Origin of the sequence: Flavobacterium sp. FlaQc-28 (genome assembly GCF_044007415.1) — a bacterium.
Taxonomy (GTDB): domain Bacteria; phylum Bacteroidota; class Bacteroidia; order Flavobacteriales; family Flavobacteriaceae; genus Flavobacterium.
Genome location: NZ_JBIPCM010000002.1, coordinates 279,450 through 297,950, shown reverse-complemented (window position 1 = coordinate 297,950; position 18,501 = coordinate 279,450). Strand labels below are relative to the sequence as shown.

General features: G+C 30.9%; 19 protein-coding genes. 14 read left to right on the top strand and 5 right to left on the bottom strand.

Annotated features, from left to right (window positions below):
• Positions 1 to 487: 487 nt before the first annotated feature.
• Together ACHRVL_RS07180 and pyrF are read right to left on the bottom strand one after the other, a co-directional pair.
• Positions 488 to 1,288, bottom strand: a complete 801-nt coding sequence (locus ACHRVL_RS07180) for an ABC transporter substrate-binding protein (protein WP_395411484.1) — start codon at positions 1,286 to 1,288, stop codon at positions 488 to 490.
• A 125-nt stretch (positions 1,289 to 1,413) separates the two neighbouring features.
• On the bottom strand, positions 1,414 to 2,235 hold the full coding sequence (pyrF, locus tag ACHRVL_RS07175) for an orotidine-5'-phosphate decarboxylase (protein ID WP_089055191.1): 822 nt from the start codon (positions 2,233 to 2,235) through the stop codon (positions 1,414 to 1,416).
• A gap of 349 nt (positions 2,236 to 2,584) precedes the next feature.
• On the opposite strand from pyrF, the gene ACHRVL_RS07170 reads away from it, so the two are divergent.
• The 8 genes from ACHRVL_RS07170 to ACHRVL_RS07135 all read left to right on the top strand — a co-directional run bounded on the left by ACHRVL_RS07170 (position 2,585) and on the right by ACHRVL_RS07135 (position 8,220).
• Positions 2,585 to 3,058 carry a Dps family protein gene (locus tag ACHRVL_RS07170; protein ID WP_395411482.1) on the top strand — a complete coding sequence of 158 codons (474 nt, stop codon included), beginning with the start codon at positions 2,585 to 2,587 and terminating at the stop codon, positions 3,056 to 3,058.
• Positions 3,059 to 3,489: 431 nt separating this feature from the next.
• Positions 3,490 to 4,047, top strand: coding sequence for an AraC family transcriptional regulator (locus ACHRVL_RS07165; protein WP_089055193.1), 558 nt, complete (start codon positions 3,490 to 3,492; stop codon positions 4,045 to 4,047).
• Positions 4,048 to 4,060: 13 nt separating this feature from the next.
• On the top strand, positions 4,061 to 4,507 hold the full coding sequence (locus ACHRVL_RS07160) for a response regulator (RefSeq protein WP_395411480.1): 447 nt from the start codon (positions 4,061 to 4,063) through the stop codon (positions 4,505 to 4,507).
• Between the two features lie 10 nt (positions 4,508 to 4,517).
• Entirely contained in the window at positions 4,518 to 6,302 is a 1,785-nt protein-coding gene (locus tag ACHRVL_RS07155; RefSeq protein ID WP_089055195.1) for a CHASE3 domain-containing protein, read from the top strand.
• A 196-nt stretch (positions 6,303 to 6,498) separates the two neighbouring features.
• Positions 6,499 to 7,020: a DUF4142 domain-containing protein gene (locus tag ACHRVL_RS07150; protein ID WP_395411479.1), complete on the top strand. Its 522-nt coding sequence runs from the start codon at positions 6,499 to 6,501 to the stop codon at positions 7,018 to 7,020.
• A 132-nt stretch (positions 7,021 to 7,152) separates the two neighbouring features.
• Positions 7,153 to 7,437, top strand: coding sequence for a YtxH domain-containing protein (locus ACHRVL_RS07145; RefSeq protein WP_089055197.1), 285 nt, complete (start codon positions 7,153 to 7,155; stop codon positions 7,435 to 7,437).
• 34 nt (positions 7,438 to 7,471) lie between these two features.
• Positions 7,472 to 7,831, top strand: a complete 360-nt coding sequence (locus tag ACHRVL_RS07140) for a hypothetical protein (RefSeq protein WP_395411477.1) — start codon at positions 7,472 to 7,474, stop codon at positions 7,829 to 7,831.
• Positions 7,832 to 7,863: 32 nt separating this feature from the next.
• On the top strand, positions 7,864 to 8,220 hold the full coding sequence (locus ACHRVL_RS07135) for a hypothetical protein (protein ID WP_395411475.1): 357 nt from the start codon (positions 7,864 to 7,866) through the stop codon (positions 8,218 to 8,220).
• A gap of 571 nt (positions 8,221 to 8,791) precedes the next feature.
• Here the strand turns inward: ACHRVL_RS07135 and ACHRVL_RS07130 are convergent.
• Complete coding sequence (locus ACHRVL_RS07130) at positions 8,792 to 10,123, bottom strand: DUF5723 family protein (RefSeq protein ID WP_395411474.1); 1,332 nt, start codon at positions 10,121 to 10,123, stop codon at positions 8,792 to 8,794.
• 466 nt (positions 10,124 to 10,589) lie between these two features.
• Positions 10,590 to 11,666 carry a peptide chain release factor 1 gene (gene prfA / locus ACHRVL_RS07125; RefSeq protein ID WP_395411473.1) on the bottom strand — a complete coding sequence of 359 codons (1,077 nt, stop codon included), beginning with the start codon at positions 11,664 to 11,666 and terminating at the stop codon, positions 10,590 to 10,592.
• A gap of 380 nt (positions 11,667 to 12,046) precedes the next feature.
• Between prfA and ACHRVL_RS07120 the strand changes: the two genes are divergently transcribed.
• The 6 genes from ACHRVL_RS07120 to ACHRVL_RS07095 all read left to right on the top strand — a co-directional run bounded on the left by ACHRVL_RS07120 (position 12,047) and on the right by ACHRVL_RS07095 (position 18,098).
• On the top strand, positions 12,047 to 12,502 hold the full coding sequence (locus ACHRVL_RS07120) for a hypothetical protein (RefSeq protein ID WP_395411470.1): 456 nt from the start codon (positions 12,047 to 12,049) through the stop codon (positions 12,500 to 12,502).
• Entirely contained in the window at positions 12,499 to 13,515 is a 1,017-nt protein-coding gene (locus ACHRVL_RS07115) for a serine/threonine-protein kinase (RefSeq protein WP_395411468.1), read from the top strand. Before ACHRVL_RS07120 ends, ACHRVL_RS07115 begins: the two co-directional genes overlap by 4 nt.
• A gap of 137 nt (positions 13,516 to 13,652) precedes the next feature.
• The gene (locus ACHRVL_RS07110; RefSeq protein WP_395411466.1) at positions 13,653 to 14,453 is read left to right on the top strand and encodes a hypothetical protein; all 801 of its coding nucleotides are present in this window, start codon (positions 13,653 to 13,655) and stop codon (positions 14,451 to 14,453) included.
• Between the two features lie 245 nt (positions 14,454 to 14,698).
• Positions 14,699 to 15,520, top strand: coding sequence for a hypothetical protein (locus tag ACHRVL_RS07105; RefSeq protein WP_395411465.1), 822 nt, complete (start codon positions 14,699 to 14,701; stop codon positions 15,518 to 15,520).
• 1,533 nt (positions 15,521 to 17,053) lie between these two features.
• A complete protein-coding gene (locus ACHRVL_RS07100) occupies positions 17,054 to 17,605 on the top strand; it encodes a hypothetical protein (protein ID WP_395411463.1) in 552 nt (183 codons plus the stop codon).
• A 130-nt stretch (positions 17,606 to 17,735) separates the two neighbouring features.
• Positions 17,736 to 18,098, top strand: a complete 363-nt coding sequence (locus tag ACHRVL_RS07095) for a hypothetical protein (RefSeq protein WP_395411461.1) — start codon at positions 17,736 to 17,738, stop codon at positions 18,096 to 18,098.
• 21 nt (positions 18,099 to 18,119) lie between these two features.
• On the opposite strand, the gene ACHRVL_RS07090 is transcribed toward ACHRVL_RS07095, so the two are convergent.
• Complete coding sequence (locus ACHRVL_RS07090; protein ID WP_395411460.1) at positions 18,120 to 18,461, bottom strand: hypothetical protein; 342 nt, start codon at positions 18,459 to 18,461, stop codon at positions 18,120 to 18,122.
• Positions 18,462 to 18,501: the final 40 nt, after the last annotated feature.

The window sequence follows — 18,501 nt, the reverse complement described above, 5'->3', positions numbered from 1 at the left end:
TTTGAACGTAATTTTACAGCAAAGAGCACAAAGTTTTTTTATATATTAGGCTTTGTATAAAGCGCAAAGTTCGCAAAGCTTTGTAAAAAACTTTCCTCCCGATAGCTATCGCGATTGTATAATTCCTTGTGTCCTTTGCGGTTAAAAAAATACATTTTTTTGAACATTAACTTATATCCAACAAAGTAATAACAAGATCTTAACAGCATAAGATCGATATATATCGGATCTTTGTAATGTAATAAACTGGTTATTTATTATTTTGGTTTTGGTTAGTTAAACAATGCCGGCGTCTTCGAGATGTCGGCATTTTTTTTGTTTCAAGTTTCACGTTGCTTTGCTTTGCTTTGAATATAATTTAACCGCAAAGAGCGCAAAGTTTTTTTTTTGAGGCTTTGTAAAAACACAAAGTTCGCAAAGCTTTGTGTAAAAAACTTTGCGCTCTTTGCGGTTAAGCAAGTAACAACCTTAAACTTGAAACAAAAAATTAATTTTTCAATCTTTCGTGGAGTAATTTAAAATAAGCGAATGCCTTTAATAATCGGCTGCCGTGCCAGGAGAACATTTCACCGTCGACAAAGATCGTTTTGGCATGATGTGTAAACCTGCCTATTTCAAAAGCATCTTCTTCTTTAAAAGGATAAGGTTCTGAGGAAAGAAAAACCACATCTGGATCGCCTTCTAAACGCATTTTCTTTAATTCGATTTCAGGATAACGTCCTTTATCACTATAAATGTTCTTAAAATGATTTAGTTGCAGCAATTCATTAATATATGTATCATTTCCAGCAACCATATAAGGATTTTTCCAAATGAAATACGCAGCTTTTTTTACTTCAATATCTTGAATGTATTTTTTAAAATCGCTCAAGGCGAAAGTTAACTTGTCGTTCCACTTTTGCGATTCGGTTCTGCAATTGAATAATTGACCAAAATCTGAAATCATCTGAAAATTATCTTCTATAGAAACAATATTGGTAACCCAAACTGGACAAATTTCTTGCAGCTGGTTTACTATTTCTTCGGTATTCTCTTCTTTATTACAAATGATAATATCGGGTTGTAACAGTTTTATTTTTTCAAAATGAATTTTCTTAGTACCGCCGACAATCTTCTTGGTCGATTTTAAATGATACGGATGTACACAGAATTTTGTGATTCCGATTATTTTATCTTCTAACCCCAAATCATAAAGCAATTCTGTTTGAGATGGAACCAAAGAAATAATTCGTTTGGGAGCTGTTTCAAAAGAATGAACGGTTCCTATTTGATCTGTTAACTGTTTCATTTATTTAGATGTCTTTTTAACCGCAAAGTTCGCAAAGATTTACGCTAAGAACACAAAGTTATTTTCCTTGCGAACCTTGCGAAAAACCTTAGCGAACTTTGCGGTTAATCTATTTATAAAGTTATTTAAAACTTAGCATTAATAATATTTTCCATTTCTTTTTGAACAGATAAAGCTTCTTCTCTAGCCTTTTCAGCAAAATCGGTTCCTTTTGAAGCGTAAATAATTGCTCTTGCCGAGTTTACCAATAAACCTATTTTATCGTTCATTCCGTATTTACATACTTCAGACAAACTTCCGCCTTGAGCGCCAATTCCAGGAACTAACAAAAAGCTGTCTGGAACAATTTTTCTAATATCGGCAAAATATTCAGCTTTTGTTGCGCCTACAACGTACATTAAATTTTCACTATTTTTCCATGTTTTAGAAGTTTCTAAAACTTGTTTGTATAATTCTGTTCCGTTTGTATTTAAAGTCTGAAAATCGAATGCACCTTCGTTAGAAGTTAAAGCCAACATAATAGTATGTTTATTTTCGAAAGCTAGAAACGGCTCAACAGAATCTTTTCCCATATAAGGAGCAACAGTTACACTATCAAAATTTAAGTCTTCAAAAAAAGCTTTAGCATACATACTCGAAGTGTTTCCAATGTCGCCGCGTTTAGCATCGGCAATTGTAAAAATTTCAGGATAATTTTCGTTAATGTAATTAATTGTTTTTTGCAGCGACATCCATCCTTTTATTCCGTATGCTTCAAAAAAAGCAGTATTTGGTTTGTAACCCACCGTTAAATCATGAGTCGCATCGATTATCGCTTTATTAAATTCAAAAATTGGATCTTCTGTTTCTAATAGATGCGGCGGCATTTTAGTTAAATCTGGATCTAAGCCAACGCATAAAAATGATTTTTTTTGAAGAATTTGTTCGTGTAGTTGTTGTGTTGTCATATTATATTTTAATAGTGCAGCAAAATTACAAATAATATTAGTTTTTGTTTCAGGTTTTAGGTTTGAAGTTTCAGGTTAATTCTTTGCCACGAATTTCACAAATTTCACGAATAGAATTTTGGTCAATAAAATTTGTACAACTCGCAGCAAAAAAACTTCACGTTTCGCCCTTCGACTTCGCTCAGGGCGACAATGTAATTGCTTAAAGTTTCAAATTTTAATTATCTAATTTTCTAATTGTCCTATTATCTAATTAACATTGAATTCATATAACAACTGCAAAAAATTATGTAAGAAAAAAGAATCGCTTCTTTTTAAATTTGAAAGGAACTCTAAAAAACAGATACTTATGACCCCGAATATTGGAATATCTACACGAAATTTAAAAAAGAGCACAAGTATATTAGCGACTATATTATCTAATGAAATGATTCTTTATGTAAAAACCAGAAAATTTCATTGGAACATTTCGGGAAATAGTTTTATGGAATTGCACCAATTGTTTGAAGAGCAATACCGTATTTTAGAAGCTCAAATCGACGAAGTTGCAGAACGCATCAGTCAGCTGGGCGAAAAAACAATTGGAACCATGAAAGAGTTTATTGAAAACTCTACACTAAAAGAATCTCCAAAGGAGTACGCTTCGCAAAAACAAATGCTAGAGGAACTGTTAGAAAATCACGAACAATTGGTAACTGAATTTCGAGCTTATATTCCGATTTTTGAAGACGAAGCCAATGATGCCGGCTCTGCAGATTTTGTGACGAACTTATTACAGGAACATGAAAAAATGGCTTGGATTCTGCGCCGTTATCAAGTTTAAAAAAAGCTTGAAATGTGAATTATGCAACGATTATCAAAATAAATGTAACACAAAATTCAACATTAATACGCAACTTTACCATGTAAAAGGGACCCCACATTCTATTTACAAAAATAAAAAAGGCTTGGTTGAATAAAACAGAATCTAAAGCTGTAAAAGCTTTTCTGACGGTTAATGATTTAATTTTTGCTAAAGATAAAAGTTGCGACGTACCAAAAAACTTTAGCAAATACAGGAAAAAAAGAATTTTATCAAATCCTGTCAGAATTATGAAACTTTCTTATTCGATCAGAAGTACCGTCTAGTAGCAAAATATTAGACGGTATTTTTTTGAAAATTTGGTTTTTATACGTTAATATTTCCTTAATACAACGAGTAAGAAAGACTATAAGCCAAAATAAATTAATTATCTTTAACCAAATTTGTATAAAATGAAACTGTTTATAAAGTTTGACATTAACACCATTTGCTCTCTTTATCTGAAGCAAAATCTCGAGCAGCAAAATATAAATTTTACTACTTTAGGTTTTGGAGAAATTGAGGTTGACGATAGTCTAGATTCTGATGCACTCGAAGCTTTAAAAAACAATTTAAGCCCTTGCGGATTTGAAGTTGTTGAAAATCAAAAGAGTGTTTTAGTTCAAAAAATTAAAGATGCTATAATTGAGCTTGTTTTCATGGAAGACAATAACAATTATAAAAGTTCCGTTTTCTTAGCAGAAAAACTAAATCATAGTTACGGCTATTTATCGAACGTTTTCTCTGAAGTAACTTATTCTTCTATTGAAAACTTCATCATTTTACAAAAAATTGAAAGAGCAAAACAGTTAATTATTATTAACGAAATGAGCTTGACAGAAATCGCGTTCTTATTAAACTATTCAAGTGTTGCCCATTTAAGCACACAGTTTAAAAACACAACCGGCATTACGCCATCGGCTTTTCAGCGAATAATTAAGAAACGAAGAGAAAATTTAAAACAAAACTAAATACCACATAAAAATGCAAAACGCATTATATATTTTACTCGCAGATGATGATGAAGATGATCGTCTTTTTTTTAAGGATGCTTTTGAAGAAGTAAAAGTACAAACTAATGTAAATTTTGTTCATGACGGAATGCAGTTAATGGATCATTTAATGAACCCAGACACTAAAATTCCTGATATTTTATTTCTCGATTTGAATATGCCTAAAAAAACAGGAAAAGAATGTTTGATCGAAATCAAAAAAACAGAACATCTTAAAAACATTATTATTGCCATTTATTCGACTTCATCATCTGAAGAAGATATTGAAGATACTTTTATTCAAGGCGCCAATATTTACATTAAAAAACCAAGCGATTTTAATACGCTTAAAAAAATAATTAATGAAGTTGTGACTGTAAACTGGCACTATCATACATCAGGATTAAATCGTGATAATTTTTTACTGCGTCTAAAATAATTGTAGATCAATGAAATGGATACCAAATTTTAATTCTTCAAACTCTTTGAGAGTTATTTTTGTAATCGCAGTTTTCATTCTGTTATTTCTATCCTCTATTGCATACAAGCACAATCAAGATTTAAACGAATCGAGTAAGCTTGTTATGCATACTTACGAGATAAATATTCAGCTGGAGCGTTTAATGTCGGCGATCAAAGACGCCGAAACGGGTCAGCGAGGTTATATTATTACCAGAAATGCACGATTTTTAACGCCTTATATTTATTCACGTGATAAAGTAAACACTTCCTTTATCACCTTGCGAAAATTAACGGCTGATAATCCTGTTCAACAAGAAAACCTTCGCAAACTTTTTAAGTTAATTATTCAGCGTTTTGTTTCGTTTGAAAACTGTTTAAAATACAGCGATCCTAAAACATATGACAAACGCAGACTTGACAATCATATGTTTGGCGGCCGAATCCTGATGGAAAACATTCGTTTTAAGGTTGACGAAATGAATGATATGGAGAAAAAATACTTAAACAAAAGGCTGAAAATCTATGACGCCGAAATATCGTTAAGTCCGCTTTTTTCTATTTCCTTATTTTTAGTCGCTATGAGCTTTATTTTATTGGCATACAGACAAATAAGCAAAGATTTCGAGCGTTTGAAAATTTTCAATAAAAAACTTTTAATTTCCAGCGGTTTAATCGCACAATCTGAAACTATTGGTAAATTCAGTACATGGCAATGGGATTTAGACTCTAATAAAATTGATTATTCTGATAACCAATTTCGCTTATTAGGTTACGAGCCAGGTTCATTTGTACCTGAAAAAGATACTTTTTTAAATTTTGTTCATCCAGATGATAAAGAAACGGTTGCTAAATCTATTGAAGGCATTATAAACAGCGGACGACTTCCTTTTGTTTATTATAAAATATTGCTTCCAAGCCGCGAAGTTCGATATTTTAAATCAACAGGAAAATTATTAACGGATCAACAGGGAAGCAAAATTTTACTGGGAATTAATTTTGATATTACTGATGAGCATCTGCTTAATATAGAATTGCAGGAACGCAATCACGAATTAGAAAAAAGCAATAAAGAACTAGCCTCTTTTAACCATGTTGCGAGTCATGATTTGCAGGAACCGTTAAGAAAAATACAAACTTTTATTTCGAGAATTTCTGATGCTGATAAAGCTGTAATGTCGCAAAGTGCCAACGATTATATTACTAAAATTCAGATTTCGGCTAAAAGAATGCGCGTTTTAATTGATGATCTTCTTTTATTTTCGAGAACAAATACTACGAAAAAAGAATTTATAAAATCGCAGTTAAATGAATTGCTTCAAAATGCTGAAGCTGAATTAACAGAAATTATTGAGGATAAAAAAGCGGTTATTACAGTTTCAAAACTGCCTAAGTTGTCTGTGATTCCGTATCAAATAGAACAGCTTTTTATCAATTTAATTGGAAATTCATTAAAGTACAGCAAACCTAATGTTGTACCCGAAATTGTAATTGAAAGCACTAAAGTACTTTCTGAAGATTATCCTGAATTGTTGGATCAAAATGTAAAAAAATACCATAAAATTACTTTCACAGATAACGGAATGGGATTTGATCCTCAATTTAAAGACACGATTTTTATATTATTTCAACGTTTACATTCCAAAACAGATTATCCGGGAACTGGAATTGGACTGGCTATCTGCAAAAAAATTGTCGACAATCATAAAGGCTTTATTATGGCGGACAGCGAGCCGGATAAAGGCTCGGTTTTTACCATTTTTCTTCCCGATTAATTCTTTACAAACCGCATCATAAAACATTGTAAAATAACGTTATATAATTTCTTTATGGGAATTATATAACGTTTCTTTTTTATGCTGTAAAGCAAAATACGCCATTCATCGCCAACTTTGTAATATAATACTTTATGAAGTAATAATGAGAGCAATACCTATACTAAAGGGAGCATTTTTTAAAGTGTGTATTTTTTTGATTATCATTTGTGTTTCATCATGCAAAAAAAATAATCCAATTGAAACGACACTAAAGAAAAATGAAACTTTTGCAAAAAATGAAAAGGAAGAAACAGAAGCCTTTTTTTTTATAGCTACTGCAAATGTAAGTAAAGCAATTATTTCAAAAAGTAAGATTGCACAACAAAAAAGTTCAGAAAGTTCAATAGTAATTTTAAGTTTAAAAATCGAAACGCAGCAAAATCGGTTATTAGAAGATGTAAATGAATTGGCTACTAAAAGACTCATTATTATATCTGAAATAGATGCGCCGCATCGAAGAGACGCTTACAATCTAGTTAACGTAAATGCTTTTGATTTTGATGCTGTTTATCTAAATTCTATGAAAGAATATTTAGAAGAACAAATCGAATTACTGGAATCGATCTCTAAACAAACTAACGATAAAACAATTTTAAAATTAGTATTGACCTATTTGCCCGAACAATTTGATCTTTTAAGAGAAACGGAGCTAAACCTGAAAAAAGAAATAAAATAATGGTTAACCAATTTATTGGCAGCTATTTTAATAATGAAGATAAATCTAATACTAAAGACTTTTTAAAGGCTGGAAACGTAAAAAATGAACCCTTTTTAAATTAAATATATTAATCACTAAAATTCAATTATTATGAAAACGAGTAACACCATTTTAGGAATTGTTGGAGCTGCAGCAGCAGGAGCATTATTAGGAGTATTATTTGCACCAGATAAAGGCTCAAATACCAGAAAAAAAATCAAAGATAAATCAAGAGACTACGGCGATAATCTCAAACATAAGTTTGACGGCGTTGTACACACAATCACTTCAAACGGTAAAGAAATTATTCAAGAAGGAAAAGCAAAGTTTAATGAAGCAAAAGAAGACTTTAATGCGCTTAAAGACGAAGCTAAATCTGTAAAAACAAATTACTAAAAAGTGATTCTTTCAAACCATAAATACCACTATCATGGAACCAAATGCAACAACAAATGAAGATCTAAATCTTTATGAGAAAGCCGAAAATTATACCAAAACAAGTTTAGAATTACTAAAACTTAAAACGGTATCGTCTGTGGCCGATGTTGTTTCAACACTCACATCAAAGATTGCGGTTGCGGTTGTTGTTGCATTTTTTTCCTTGTTTCTTAACATTGGTATTAGTTTGTGGATTGGAAAAGAACTTGGAGAATATTATTATGGCTTTTTTATTATGGCGCTTTTTTATTTAATTATCGCCATTGTAATTCATAGAATGCACCATACCTTAATTAAAACTCCAATTGGAAACACAATTGTTTCCAGTATTCTAAAAGAAACTAAAAACTGATTTTATTCGATTGATAACTAAAAAAGACTACTATGGAGGCTATTTATACTATTGACGAATTGAATCAGAAAATTAAACAGCTCGAAAACCGACAAGACACTGAATGGGATTTGATTAAAGAAGAAATCGAGGATATTAAAGATAACTTGAAACCTATTAATCTAATTCGGAATACGGTCGAAGAAATCAATGAAACAATTGGTTTTAAAAGTCATTTGGCACAATCTGCAATTAGTATTGGAATTGGTTTTCTGGCCAAAAAACTAGTGGTAGGAAAAACCCCTTCGACATTTAAAAACATCTTCGGATCATTGTTGCAGCTTGTTGTAACCAATTTAGTTTCGAAACCGCATGAACCCTCACGCGAAACAACAAAAGAGGAATCATGACATAATGAATCATCATAAAGAGTGATTGTTTAACTACATACTATGATAATGGAAAAGTTAAATGAAATAGTAATCAAAAATAGTATGAACATCTACTCTACCCTATATAAATATTTTGAATTTACAAGAGTATTTTTAGGTATCTAACTTGTTTATACGTTTCAAGTTATAACAAACGATTAAACGGTTAATACATCACTATAGTTAAGGTGCTAAGATTCTGAGGTTCTAAGGTACTAAGATTCTATCCCGAATTTTCGGGACTGAGGTTTTAAGTTTTTCTTCTTAAAAACTTAAACTTATCTTAACCCAAAAGCGCGAGTTTCACAAAAGTGAAACTCGCGCTTTTTTATTCTCTAAAATACATGTAAGCAAATAAATTATAACCGTATTACAAACCATTAGCAATATATAATCAGGGTTAATCATTTATCACAAAAAAAGCCGAACATCAGTTCGGCTTAACTATTTACAGACTCAAAGAAAAGCCTTTGCGCCTCTGCACCTTTGCACCTTTGCAACTCAATCAAAAAAAACCTCAGAACCTCAGCATCTCAGTACCTCAGCCCCTTTAGTTATAATTTTGATAAATAGGAAATTTCAAGCCTACATAAAGATTACAGCCTTTGGAATTGTTTGAAAACAAATTGCTGATTAAAGATCCTGATCCAATAAACAACGGGCCGGCTCTAAAACCAGTTCCAACTTGCGTTCCGCCATATTCCATCCAAGTCACAGGAACGTAAAAACTATATTTTCCATCTTCAAATCTAGGCGTAAATGTAACCGAATTAGCAATTGCAGTTCCGTTTGTTTTTTTAGCATCAACCAATCCAAAATCGCCGCTTAAATTCAGATAAAATTTGTTATTAATATTCCAGTCAAAATTGGTGTGCAAAGCAGTTGGTAAATTAGCCTGCATCCCTTTTCTTGTTGCCGTTTTTACATAATTGGCATCAAAAAACTCAAAAATATTATCGGCATTATCAATATCATCCTGCGTAACTCTTCCTGACAAATCGTAGGTGTTTTCGATCATATTTTTGTAATTAAGCTTTCCAATATCAGTTACAGAAACTGCAGCTTTAAACTTATATCGATTTCCTCTGCAAGTATGGCAATTGGTACGATATTCATATGTAAATCCTAAATCAACGCCAACGCCAGCCGAACTTCCGTCAAACTTAGGATCATTACCATTTTGATAATCATAACTTGCAGCCGTTTTTAATGTTCCCGTTGAGTAATATTCGCTCAAAGCCGGATTTACATCATTTTTATTAAAAGCAACACTCAAATTACTTCCGTTAATATAGCCATTTACTCCCGCCATCAAATATTTCAGCGTAATACCGCCTTTTACAAAATGTTCCTCATCATCAAGCAAAACCGTACCGTAACTAGCGCCAATCTCTGCCCATGAATTGGTAACAGCATTTGGATTTCCTCCTGTTATTAAAAAACTATTTGAAACATCTAGATCTTTATTTACCTCATCAACAAGTTCGCCATTTACATCGACAACATTGGTTACACTTCGTACACGCGTAAAAAGCGCAACGCTGTGAGCTGGCGTAATATTGAACATAACCGACGGACCTAAAATATCGACATTGAAATTCCCTTTATTATTCGTTTTAATATTCTTCTTTCCGTCTCTTTGCAAATCAAAACTGCCATCTAAAACCTCGGCAAAATTAACTCCATATAAGTCATTCTGTCCAGTTGCACTAGCCGAAAACACGTTAATATCAACTTGGTATTTAGAATCGACAACAGCCGACGGATTAAATAGTACCCCATGAATTCCCGCATAATTATCATCCCGAAATCCAAAATACGATTGCCCTTGGGCATAAAAAAAGCTTCCAAAGAAGCAAAATAATAGTAAAGTTCTCTTCATAAATTAGTTTTAAACAATTGGTTAGTTATGCCTTTTATGGTTGAAAAGGCACACAAATATTAAAAGAAAAATGTTAAAAAAAAACTTTTTTTCTAAGGAACAAAGAGGCAAAGATGCAGAGACTCAAAGGTTTTAAGATTTTTCTTAGAATTAATAAAAACCAAAATAGTACTCATGCCTGAAACTATGAAAACTATTTCGGAAAATGTATTACGGGAAATGTTTTTTGAAAATGGGTTGTGAAAAATAATTTGTAAATACATTGCGTTCCAATGGTTGAAACCATTGGCTATATTTATATCCTTTGTCTAGAATCATCACGATCATAAACAAAAAAAAGCCGAACAAATGTTCGACTTTTAATATAGTATAAATTCAAAGAAAACCTTTGAGCCTTTGTATCTCTGCTCCTTTGCCCCTAAGCGTAAAAAACCTTAGAACCTCAGCATCTTAGTACCTCAGAACCTTAGAAAACTTCTGAAGCCTCTTTCAATTTCTCCATATTGTTCACCAACTGAAGCTCGGCAACAATTTTATGAATATCACCATTCATGATATTTCCTAAATCGTAAAGTGTTAAACCAACACGGTGATCGGTTACACGACCTTGCGCATAGTTGTAGGTACGAATTTTAGCCGAACGGTCTCCAGAACTAACCTGAGATGTACGTTTTGTAGCGTCTTCAGCTTCTTTTTTAGCCAATTCCATTTCGTACAAACGAGAACGTAAAACCGTTAACGCTTTATCTTTATTTTTATGCTGCGATTTCTGATCTTGACATTGCGCCACTAATCCTGTTGGAATGTGCGTTAAACGTACTGCCGATTTCGTAGTATTTACAGATTGTCCTCCAGGTCCAGACGAACAGAAGAAATCTACACGAACATCGTTCATATCAATCTGAACATCAAATTCTTCTGCTTCTGGCAAAACCATAACAGTAGCTGCCGATGTATGCACACGACCTTGTGTTTCAGTCTGCGGAACACGTTGTACACGGTGAACACCAGCTTCAAACTTCAAAGTTCCGTAAACATCTTCTCCCGAAACTTCAAAAATAACCTCTTTGAAACCTCCGGAAGTTCCTTCGTTCATATCCACAACAGATGTTCTCCATCCTTGTGCTTCGCAGTATTTCGTATACATTCTAAATAAATCCCCTGCAAAAATACTAGCTTCATCCCCACCCGTTCCGGCACGAATCTCCACCATTACATTTTTAGCATCTTCAGGATCTTTAGGAATCAACATAAATTTGATTTCCTCCTCCAGCTGCGGCAAGCGCTCTTTTGCTTCGTCTAGCTGCATTTTGGCCATTTCAACCATATCTGCATCGCTTCCGTCAGCAATAATTTCGTTTGCTTCGTCAATATTTGCTAAAACAAGAATGTATTCTTCTCTCTTTTCAACCAAAGCTTTTATGCTTTTATATTCTTGGTTGAGTTGCACATAACGTTTTTGATCAGCAATAACATCCGGCTGAATAATCAAATCCGAAATCTCATCAAAACGCTGCTTTACATATTGAAGTCTATCTAACATTTTCTAATTCCTTTTATTGGACTGCAAAATTACAAAATTTTTGTGGAAAATTCTAGTGGTTATTTTTTGGGAATTTTGAGAAGGATTTTGATACTTTTTCTTTTAAAAAATCAGGTGTTTTTACTTAGTGGTAAATTTAAAATTTAATACGATGTTTGTTTTTATTTTAGATTAGCGTTTATCTTAAAGTGACCTCGTTTTATTTTATTCATAACATCATTACGGTTTTCCATAAGGTTTAAGAATTTAAAGAAATTATATTTGGACATATTTTAATCAGTTTTCTTTTATCTGAAATTCCCACAATGATATATACAAATGTTTTAGAATAATGTATTAAAAATCATCTCAAAATAAATAAAAAACAAATCTTAAATAAAATGAAAAGTATAGGTTTTAATTTTACAAAAAATGATCTTAGATATTGTTTGTTAGAAGACAATACAAATCCTCCAAATATCATTGAAAAAAACAAAATAGTTTATCCAAATGATATGGAAATATCTGAATTAATGGAATGGTTTGAAACAAAATTATCATTAATTATAGACAAACATAATCCTGACAAAATTTCGCACAAAATTTCAAATAATTTAAAAACTTTAGATCAAATTAAAAATTCATGCTATCCGCAAGCTATTTTAAATTTAATTGCTAAAAAAAGAAATATTTATATAAATAGCTTTTCGAGTCAAGCTATAAATGCAACGAAATTTGGAGAACCTAAAAAAACTGATGTTTTTAAATATATAGATATTGTAATGGGGACGCATCCACCATATTGGGATAAAGCAACAAAAGAATCAGTTTTGATAGCATGGTTTAATTTATTATGATGACAGGTAGAAATATAGATAAATTCCAAGAAATAGAGCATATTGGTAGTGGTGCATTTGGTAATGTTTATAGATGTTATGATCCATTTTTACAAAAAGAAATTGCTATTAAAGTTATAAAGGTACCTGACCCTACGAAATTTGTAAATGCAGTTAAAGAAGGACAAACTTTAGACATCTGCAGACACAAACATATTGTTGATGTTAAAGATGTTAGAGCAACTTTATTTGAAGGAGAACCAGTCGTAATTATTGTAATGGAATATTTATCAAAAGGCTCTATTCAAAAACATATTGAAAAACGTTTCATATCAGTAAGAGAATCTTGTAAAATAATTCAGCAAACTCTATTAGGTCTTGAACAAGCCCATAACAATAATGTTTTACATCGCGATATTAAACCCGGTAATATTATGTTTGGAGATAATGACGAAGCTAAACTATCCGATTTTGGTTTAGCAATAAATTATCATTCTGATCCAAGTGATTTATTAGGTTATAGACCACATCAACCATTAGAAGTAATCGAAGGCAACCCAATGAATAAACTGAGTGATATTTATGCTACTGGTATAACACATTATAGGCTACTTAACAACACGAATAAATTACCTTTCACATTTAACAGCATAGAAGAATGGAAAAAAGCTGTAAAACGAGATTTATTTCCACCGAAAAATTATTTACCACATATTCCTGAAAAGATATTGAAGTTATTAAATAAATCAATCCATAAAAATCCTGCAATAAGATTTCAAAACTGTACAGAATATAGCCAATCTATAGATAAACTAAAGTTTAATATCGACTGGATTTCAATAGATAATGACAATTGGATTGGGCATAATTCCAAAACAAAATATTCAATATCAAAATTCAAAAAAAAGAATGGTTGGACTATAGATTTTAAAAAAAATGGAATAAGAAGAACCGAACATTGTTATATTAATCTTCCCGATGATAAAGTTGAAAATGAATTTTATCAAATAATTAGAGACACAACGTTAATCTAAAAAATTACAATTCCTTTAGTCGATTGTGAAGGCACTCTATAAAAAATTATCACGAAAAAACTCCCCTTCTATCTTAAAAAAATAAAAAAACCGCACTATTAAGCATAGTAAAAAACTAATAATCAATATATTATAAAATGATAAAAAATCTTATTAACCTTGATGAAAAAGATCTAGATTTAAATATTTACAGAATATATCCTTTTGGTAGATTTATAGATTTAATGTCCAAAAAAAATAATGTTCTTGTTAAAACATCTTTATGGGAAGATCCTTTTGAAAATTTCATACTTACCTCGACTGGTGTATTAGCTTCTGGAGAAACTTTTACGATAGGATCTCGTGAGCAATATTTTGGACAATGTTGGAGTTACAAGAAAGAAAGTGACGCAATGTGGAGAATTTATTCACAGCATATTAAAAATATAACTACTCAAAAATTGATACTTGACAATATTGGAATTAAAGTAAAATCTACAGTTAGAAAGGTTTTTGAACCACTTTTTTCTGCACAAGAAAACCAATTAAATCCATTTAATAAAGAACTAATTAATGTATGCTCTTTTGTAGGAAAGGTAGAATACCATAACAAAAAAAGATTGGTTGAGTTGCTTAAAAATGATATAAGCAATATTATTCTTGATCAATCAGGCAAGAATCAAGCATCTACATTAATGTTTAAAAGGCTAGCATTTACTCACGAAAAAGAAATTAGAATTGTATATCATAATAATAAATGCGAGCCCTCAGATAAAATTTATTCATATTCAATTGAGCCAAATATCTGTTTTGAAGAGATTGTTGTAGACCCTCGAATTCCAAAAGACACATATATTGAAATAAAGAAAAAAATTGAAGAAGCAGGTTTTAAAAATAAAATAATTCAATCTGGGTTATATAAATTAGAGGAATTTACATTTAATTCAGAACTTCCATAATTATTATCCTAATCTTTCTACTGAGCGAGCACCCCAGATCGCGCAGATATATCTCTACAGCTCGTTAGCGCGAATTTGTAATCCGTGCCCGCAACAGTAAGTCATAATAAAAATCATCAAAACAAAAAGCTACAAAAAATCATGTAGCTTTTTTTATATTTACAAACAAACAGTCTTTATAGACAAGAGATAAAGATCCGTACTAGAATATAAACAATATCAAATTTCAAAAAAAAACTAAATCAATGACAATAGCAGATCTAATAAAAGACTTTATCGATACTAGTAGGGAGAGATTAAAGACTCCAATTTCAGGAGCTTTTTTATGGTCTTTTCTTATTTTTAATTGGAGACCAGTAGTTTTATTATTTTTTTCTAAAGCATCTATTGAAGATAAAATTATTATAATTAACCATGAATACTGTAATTTTTGGGCAATATTTTGGCCCGTGGTTATTGCAACTTTTTATACATTACTAATCCCTAAAATAATGCTTCAAATTGATAATGATCTCGTAGAAACTAAAAAAAATAGAATGGATAATAATTACATTCAAAAAGGACACGAAGTAACAAAAAAGCAATTATTAGCCGAACAAGAGGTTGTTCTTAATGATATAATGAGTGGCAATAAAAGTAAACAGGAATTAATAGAAAAAATATCATCCTTAGAAGAAGCTAATTCTCAACGAGCAATTGCTGATAAACTTACTATTGATTCATTAAATTTAAAATTAGCACAAGCGAACAATACAATTATTAATATTCAAACACGTCACCCACAAAGAAAAGGAATAGGACAAAGCATTGAGGATAAAAATTTATTTGTAGATCATATATATAGTTCTTTATCACCCAAAACAAGAAAAACTTTCTATGATATAATTAATTCCGATGGCAAAATTACTTTAGAACATCTATCTTCAAGTACCCTCAATACAATCTTAGATTATGATTTGTTCATAAAAGATTCTGAAGATTACTCTAAATGGTTGATAACTGATATTGGCTTAAGGCTTTTTAATAGGATCTCCCGATCTATTCAAAAAAATAATTACCCTACCTAGCACCCTGCTCCACGAAGTATTCAACTGAAACGCTACACAAATGTCTCTGCCTTTGCGTTTTTTTTGTTTCTTATAAATCATAAAACCACTCAAAAGTCTCCCGACTTTTTACTAATTGTTCTAAAAATAATTAATGCAATATATTTAATATAAAGTCAGAGACTTTGAGACGTTTCTGTTTTCAAAATAACAATAGCAAAAATGGCGCAAAGTCAGAGACATTTGCGCAGGTAGAAGTCGGGACATATTAAACCTGTATAGATAAAATATCAACTATTTTTAAAATAAAATATTTTTAATACAATTTTAAAAATATTTTATATCTTTGCTCTAAGCGAGGAGGATCTATACGATTTCAGTATTTTTCTAGACGCTAAAAAAAACAAACGTTAATATAATATTACACAATCTGTGATGGATTGCTGTAGCATTATGTTAACGTTTTTTTTTGGAATAAATTGAACTAAAAGGCTCTTTTAAATATTTAAAAGAGTAATAAGATTAATGTGCCAAATGGGAGGCACAAAAAAAGTCAGAATGGCCGTTCTGACTTTGGTCTTATTTAATTTTCCCGAACTTAAACATCATGGAAAACACTTTGATGATTCTATTGCTATTAGTTATAGCAATAAAAAACAAATAGTATAACTATTTGAGAAACATTCAGAAAAGGAGGCTGACAGCCTCCTTTTTTTTTAAAATAATTTCCAAATATATATAATTTAATTTTTTCACTTGTCGAATATCTTATTTTTTATGCAAATTTTATGCTTAATTGTTAATATTCCCCGATCGCGCAGATATATCTCTACGGTTCGTTAGCGCGTATTTGTAATCTGTACCCGCAACAGTACTACAAAAAATCATCAAAATAAAAAGCTACAAAATCATGTAGCTTTTGTTTTATATTTACAAAGTGAACAAACCAATCCCTAGCTCTCTAGAGAGTTCTTATAAAACTAGCAACTCAAAAAAAATGAAAAAACTTATATTTCGATTTTGGATTATTAATTTCCTGATAAGCATTTCATTATTTTTTATTTATAGAATTGTGATTTCAGAAACAAAGATGATCGAGGGAAATTCCTTTGAAAAATTTCTACAGATTTTAGATCTCATAATAAATCTAGGTTTTTCTGCTATATATTTTATTGCGATGATTATCTCTTCGTTTGCAATTCTTCTAAATTTGAAAGAAAAAATTAGAAATAATTTCTACTGGTCACTTTTGGCATTTTTAGGAATCCCATTATTTTGTGTCATTTTTATCCTTATTAATTTATTAATTGATATTCGCGTACACAATGTAACTGTTTTAACAAAGCTTGCCCTTTTTTCAATAATTTATCTGTTTCTTACAACAATAGAGTTTTTATTGTTTAGAAAAAAAATCAACAAATTCAAAATCGAATAAACAAGATTCCCTTGCTCTGCGAAGGTTTCTGATTTCAAACAAACCATATAAAACATTCCAAATTCAGCATTATTTACAGCAGCCACCAATTGTAAATATGCGTACAGAATTGTCTCCAAATGAAGCTAAAAAATCATCCGTTTTTCAAAAAATATAAAGTCATCAAGGTCGTATTATTAGTGCATCTCGTAACTTCGGTACTTGTATTAACTACTCAATTAGTTCATGGTTTTATAAATCAGGATATTGCAGGCAGTTTCAAAAAACCTTTTGAAAATTATAAAGCATTGTGCAATCCCGAAAAATATCTCAAAAAAGATATTTTTGTAGTTGACACGGCTTTTGTTCAGAGTGAAGTTTCTTCTAGTCAAGGAAAATCTACTTCAAAAGATCATACCATAATTCGCGGTAATTTATTGCATTCTAAAACAAAAAAAGAAATAGATTGCGCTTACATCAATTCAGCAGTGATTATAGGAGCATACACTTACAATCAAAATGTAAAAACAATCGAAGTGCTTAGAAATACGCTTAACGATGAAGTCTTTTATAACGATAAAACAGATCTTAAATCGCAAAAAATTGATGCTGTTTTGGGGTTGTATTTTTATTATTCTTTTATTCCACTTCTTATAATTCTATTCCTTTTAAAAAAGAAATCACATAATTAAAATTTGATCTTAATTGTAAAATTACCTTCTTGTTTAACCTTTCTAAAAAGTTCTAATGAAACGTAAAATTAATCCTGAAAACTTTTGAGATTGCGCTGCGAGACAATAAATACTAACAGAAACAAACATATTGAAAACACTACTGCTTTTTTTATTTTTTTGTGTCGCTGCAAATGCGCAGGATAAACCAATTGGAAATTTTGAGCATAGGTATTTTACAGATCCTGCTTATGACGGTTTTAGTTTTGGACAAATTTTTACTCTTCAATTAAATCAAGACAATACTTATACTTTGATCGAAGACATTGAAAACGATGTCCTTGCTGAACCAACAAAAATTATTGGTTCCTATACCTACAATGAACGCATTTTGACTTTGCAAACTCCAACTATCCGAGCCTTTAAGGTGAATAAAAAAATGACAAAGTTAAAATCTGTCAAAAAAACGGAAGCGTTCGGAAATAAAATTCGGGAAATCTATATTAAAAAATAAATGCCGACTGTCAACACAGAATTATTCTTCTAGATTTTGAACTTTTTTAAGAAACATTTCATCTATTTCATCCAGAAATTCAAATGCATTCAAAGGAAAAAGCTTGTGCACAACTTCTAAAATTAAAGGCAGATTAATAGTTGTTCTTATATCTGTTTCTGAAATTTTATGTACGTCGTTTTCTACACCTAAAATACATAGTTTCAACATTTCATTAATAGTGCAGCCAAGTTCATAATAACTTGAAAACGCAACTTTAGCAACATACTGCTCATTTTCTTTATTAGCCGATTTTAGCGTTTTAAAATAGTAACGCATTAATTTTTTAAATTTCTCTTCATTTTCCATTGCATTTTTTTCCATAATATTTTATTCTTTAAATATGAGCAAATATACAAATTAT

Coding starts and splice junctions, on each gene's coding strand:
- ACHRVL_RS07100 (WP_395411463.1), top strand. CDS start 17,054: ATGAAGCTAAAAAATCATCCGTTTTTCAAAAAATATAAAGTCATCAAG.
- ACHRVL_RS07160 (WP_395411480.1), top strand. CDS start 4,061: ATGCAAAACGCATTATATATTTTACTCGCAGATGATGATGAAGATGAT.
- ACHRVL_RS07165 (WP_089055193.1), top strand. CDS start 3,490: ATGAAACTGTTTATAAAGTTTGACATTAACACCATTTGCTCTCTTTAT.
- ACHRVL_RS07130 (WP_395411474.1), bottom strand. CDS start 10,123: ATGAAGAGAACTTTACTATTATTTTGCTTCTTTGGAAGCTTTTTTTAT.
- prfA (WP_395411473.1), bottom strand. CDS start 11,666: ATGTTAGATAGACTTCAATATGTAAAGCAGCGTTTTGATGAGATTTCG.
- ACHRVL_RS07140 (WP_395411477.1), top strand. CDS start 7,472: ATGGAACCAAATGCAACAACAAATGAAGATCTAAATCTTTATGAGAAA.
- ACHRVL_RS07120 (WP_395411470.1), top strand. CDS start 12,047: ATGAAAAGTATAGGTTTTAATTTTACAAAAAATGATCTTAGATATTGT.
- pyrF (WP_089055191.1), bottom strand. CDS start 2,235: ATGACAACACAACAACTACACGAACAAATTCTTCAAAAAAAATCATTT.
- ACHRVL_RS07115 (WP_395411468.1), top strand. CDS start 12,499: ATGATGACAGGTAGAAATATAGATAAATTCCAAGAAATAGAGCATATT.
- ACHRVL_RS07090 (WP_395411460.1), bottom strand. CDS start 18,461: ATGGAAAAAAATGCAATGGAAAATGAAGAGAAATTTAAAAAATTAATG.
- ACHRVL_RS07135 (WP_395411475.1), top strand. CDS start 7,864: ATGGAGGCTATTTATACTATTGACGAATTGAATCAGAAAATTAAACAG.
- ACHRVL_RS07105 (WP_395411465.1), top strand. CDS start 14,699: ATGACAATAGCAGATCTAATAAAAGACTTTATCGATACTAGTAGGGAG.
- ACHRVL_RS07170 (WP_395411482.1), top strand. CDS start 2,585: ATGACCCCGAATATTGGAATATCTACACGAAATTTAAAAAAGAGCACA.
- ACHRVL_RS07110 (WP_395411466.1), top strand. CDS start 13,653: ATGATAAAAAATCTTATTAACCTTGATGAAAAAGATCTAGATTTAAAT.
- ACHRVL_RS07180 (WP_395411484.1), bottom strand. CDS start 1,288: ATGAAACAGTTAACAGATCAAATAGGAACCGTTCATTCTTTTGAAACA.
- ACHRVL_RS07145 (WP_089055197.1), top strand. CDS start 7,153: ATGAAAACGAGTAACACCATTTTAGGAATTGTTGGAGCTGCAGCAGCA.
- ACHRVL_RS07155 (WP_089055195.1), top strand. CDS start 4,518: ATGAAATGGATACCAAATTTTAATTCTTCAAACTCTTTGAGAGTTATT.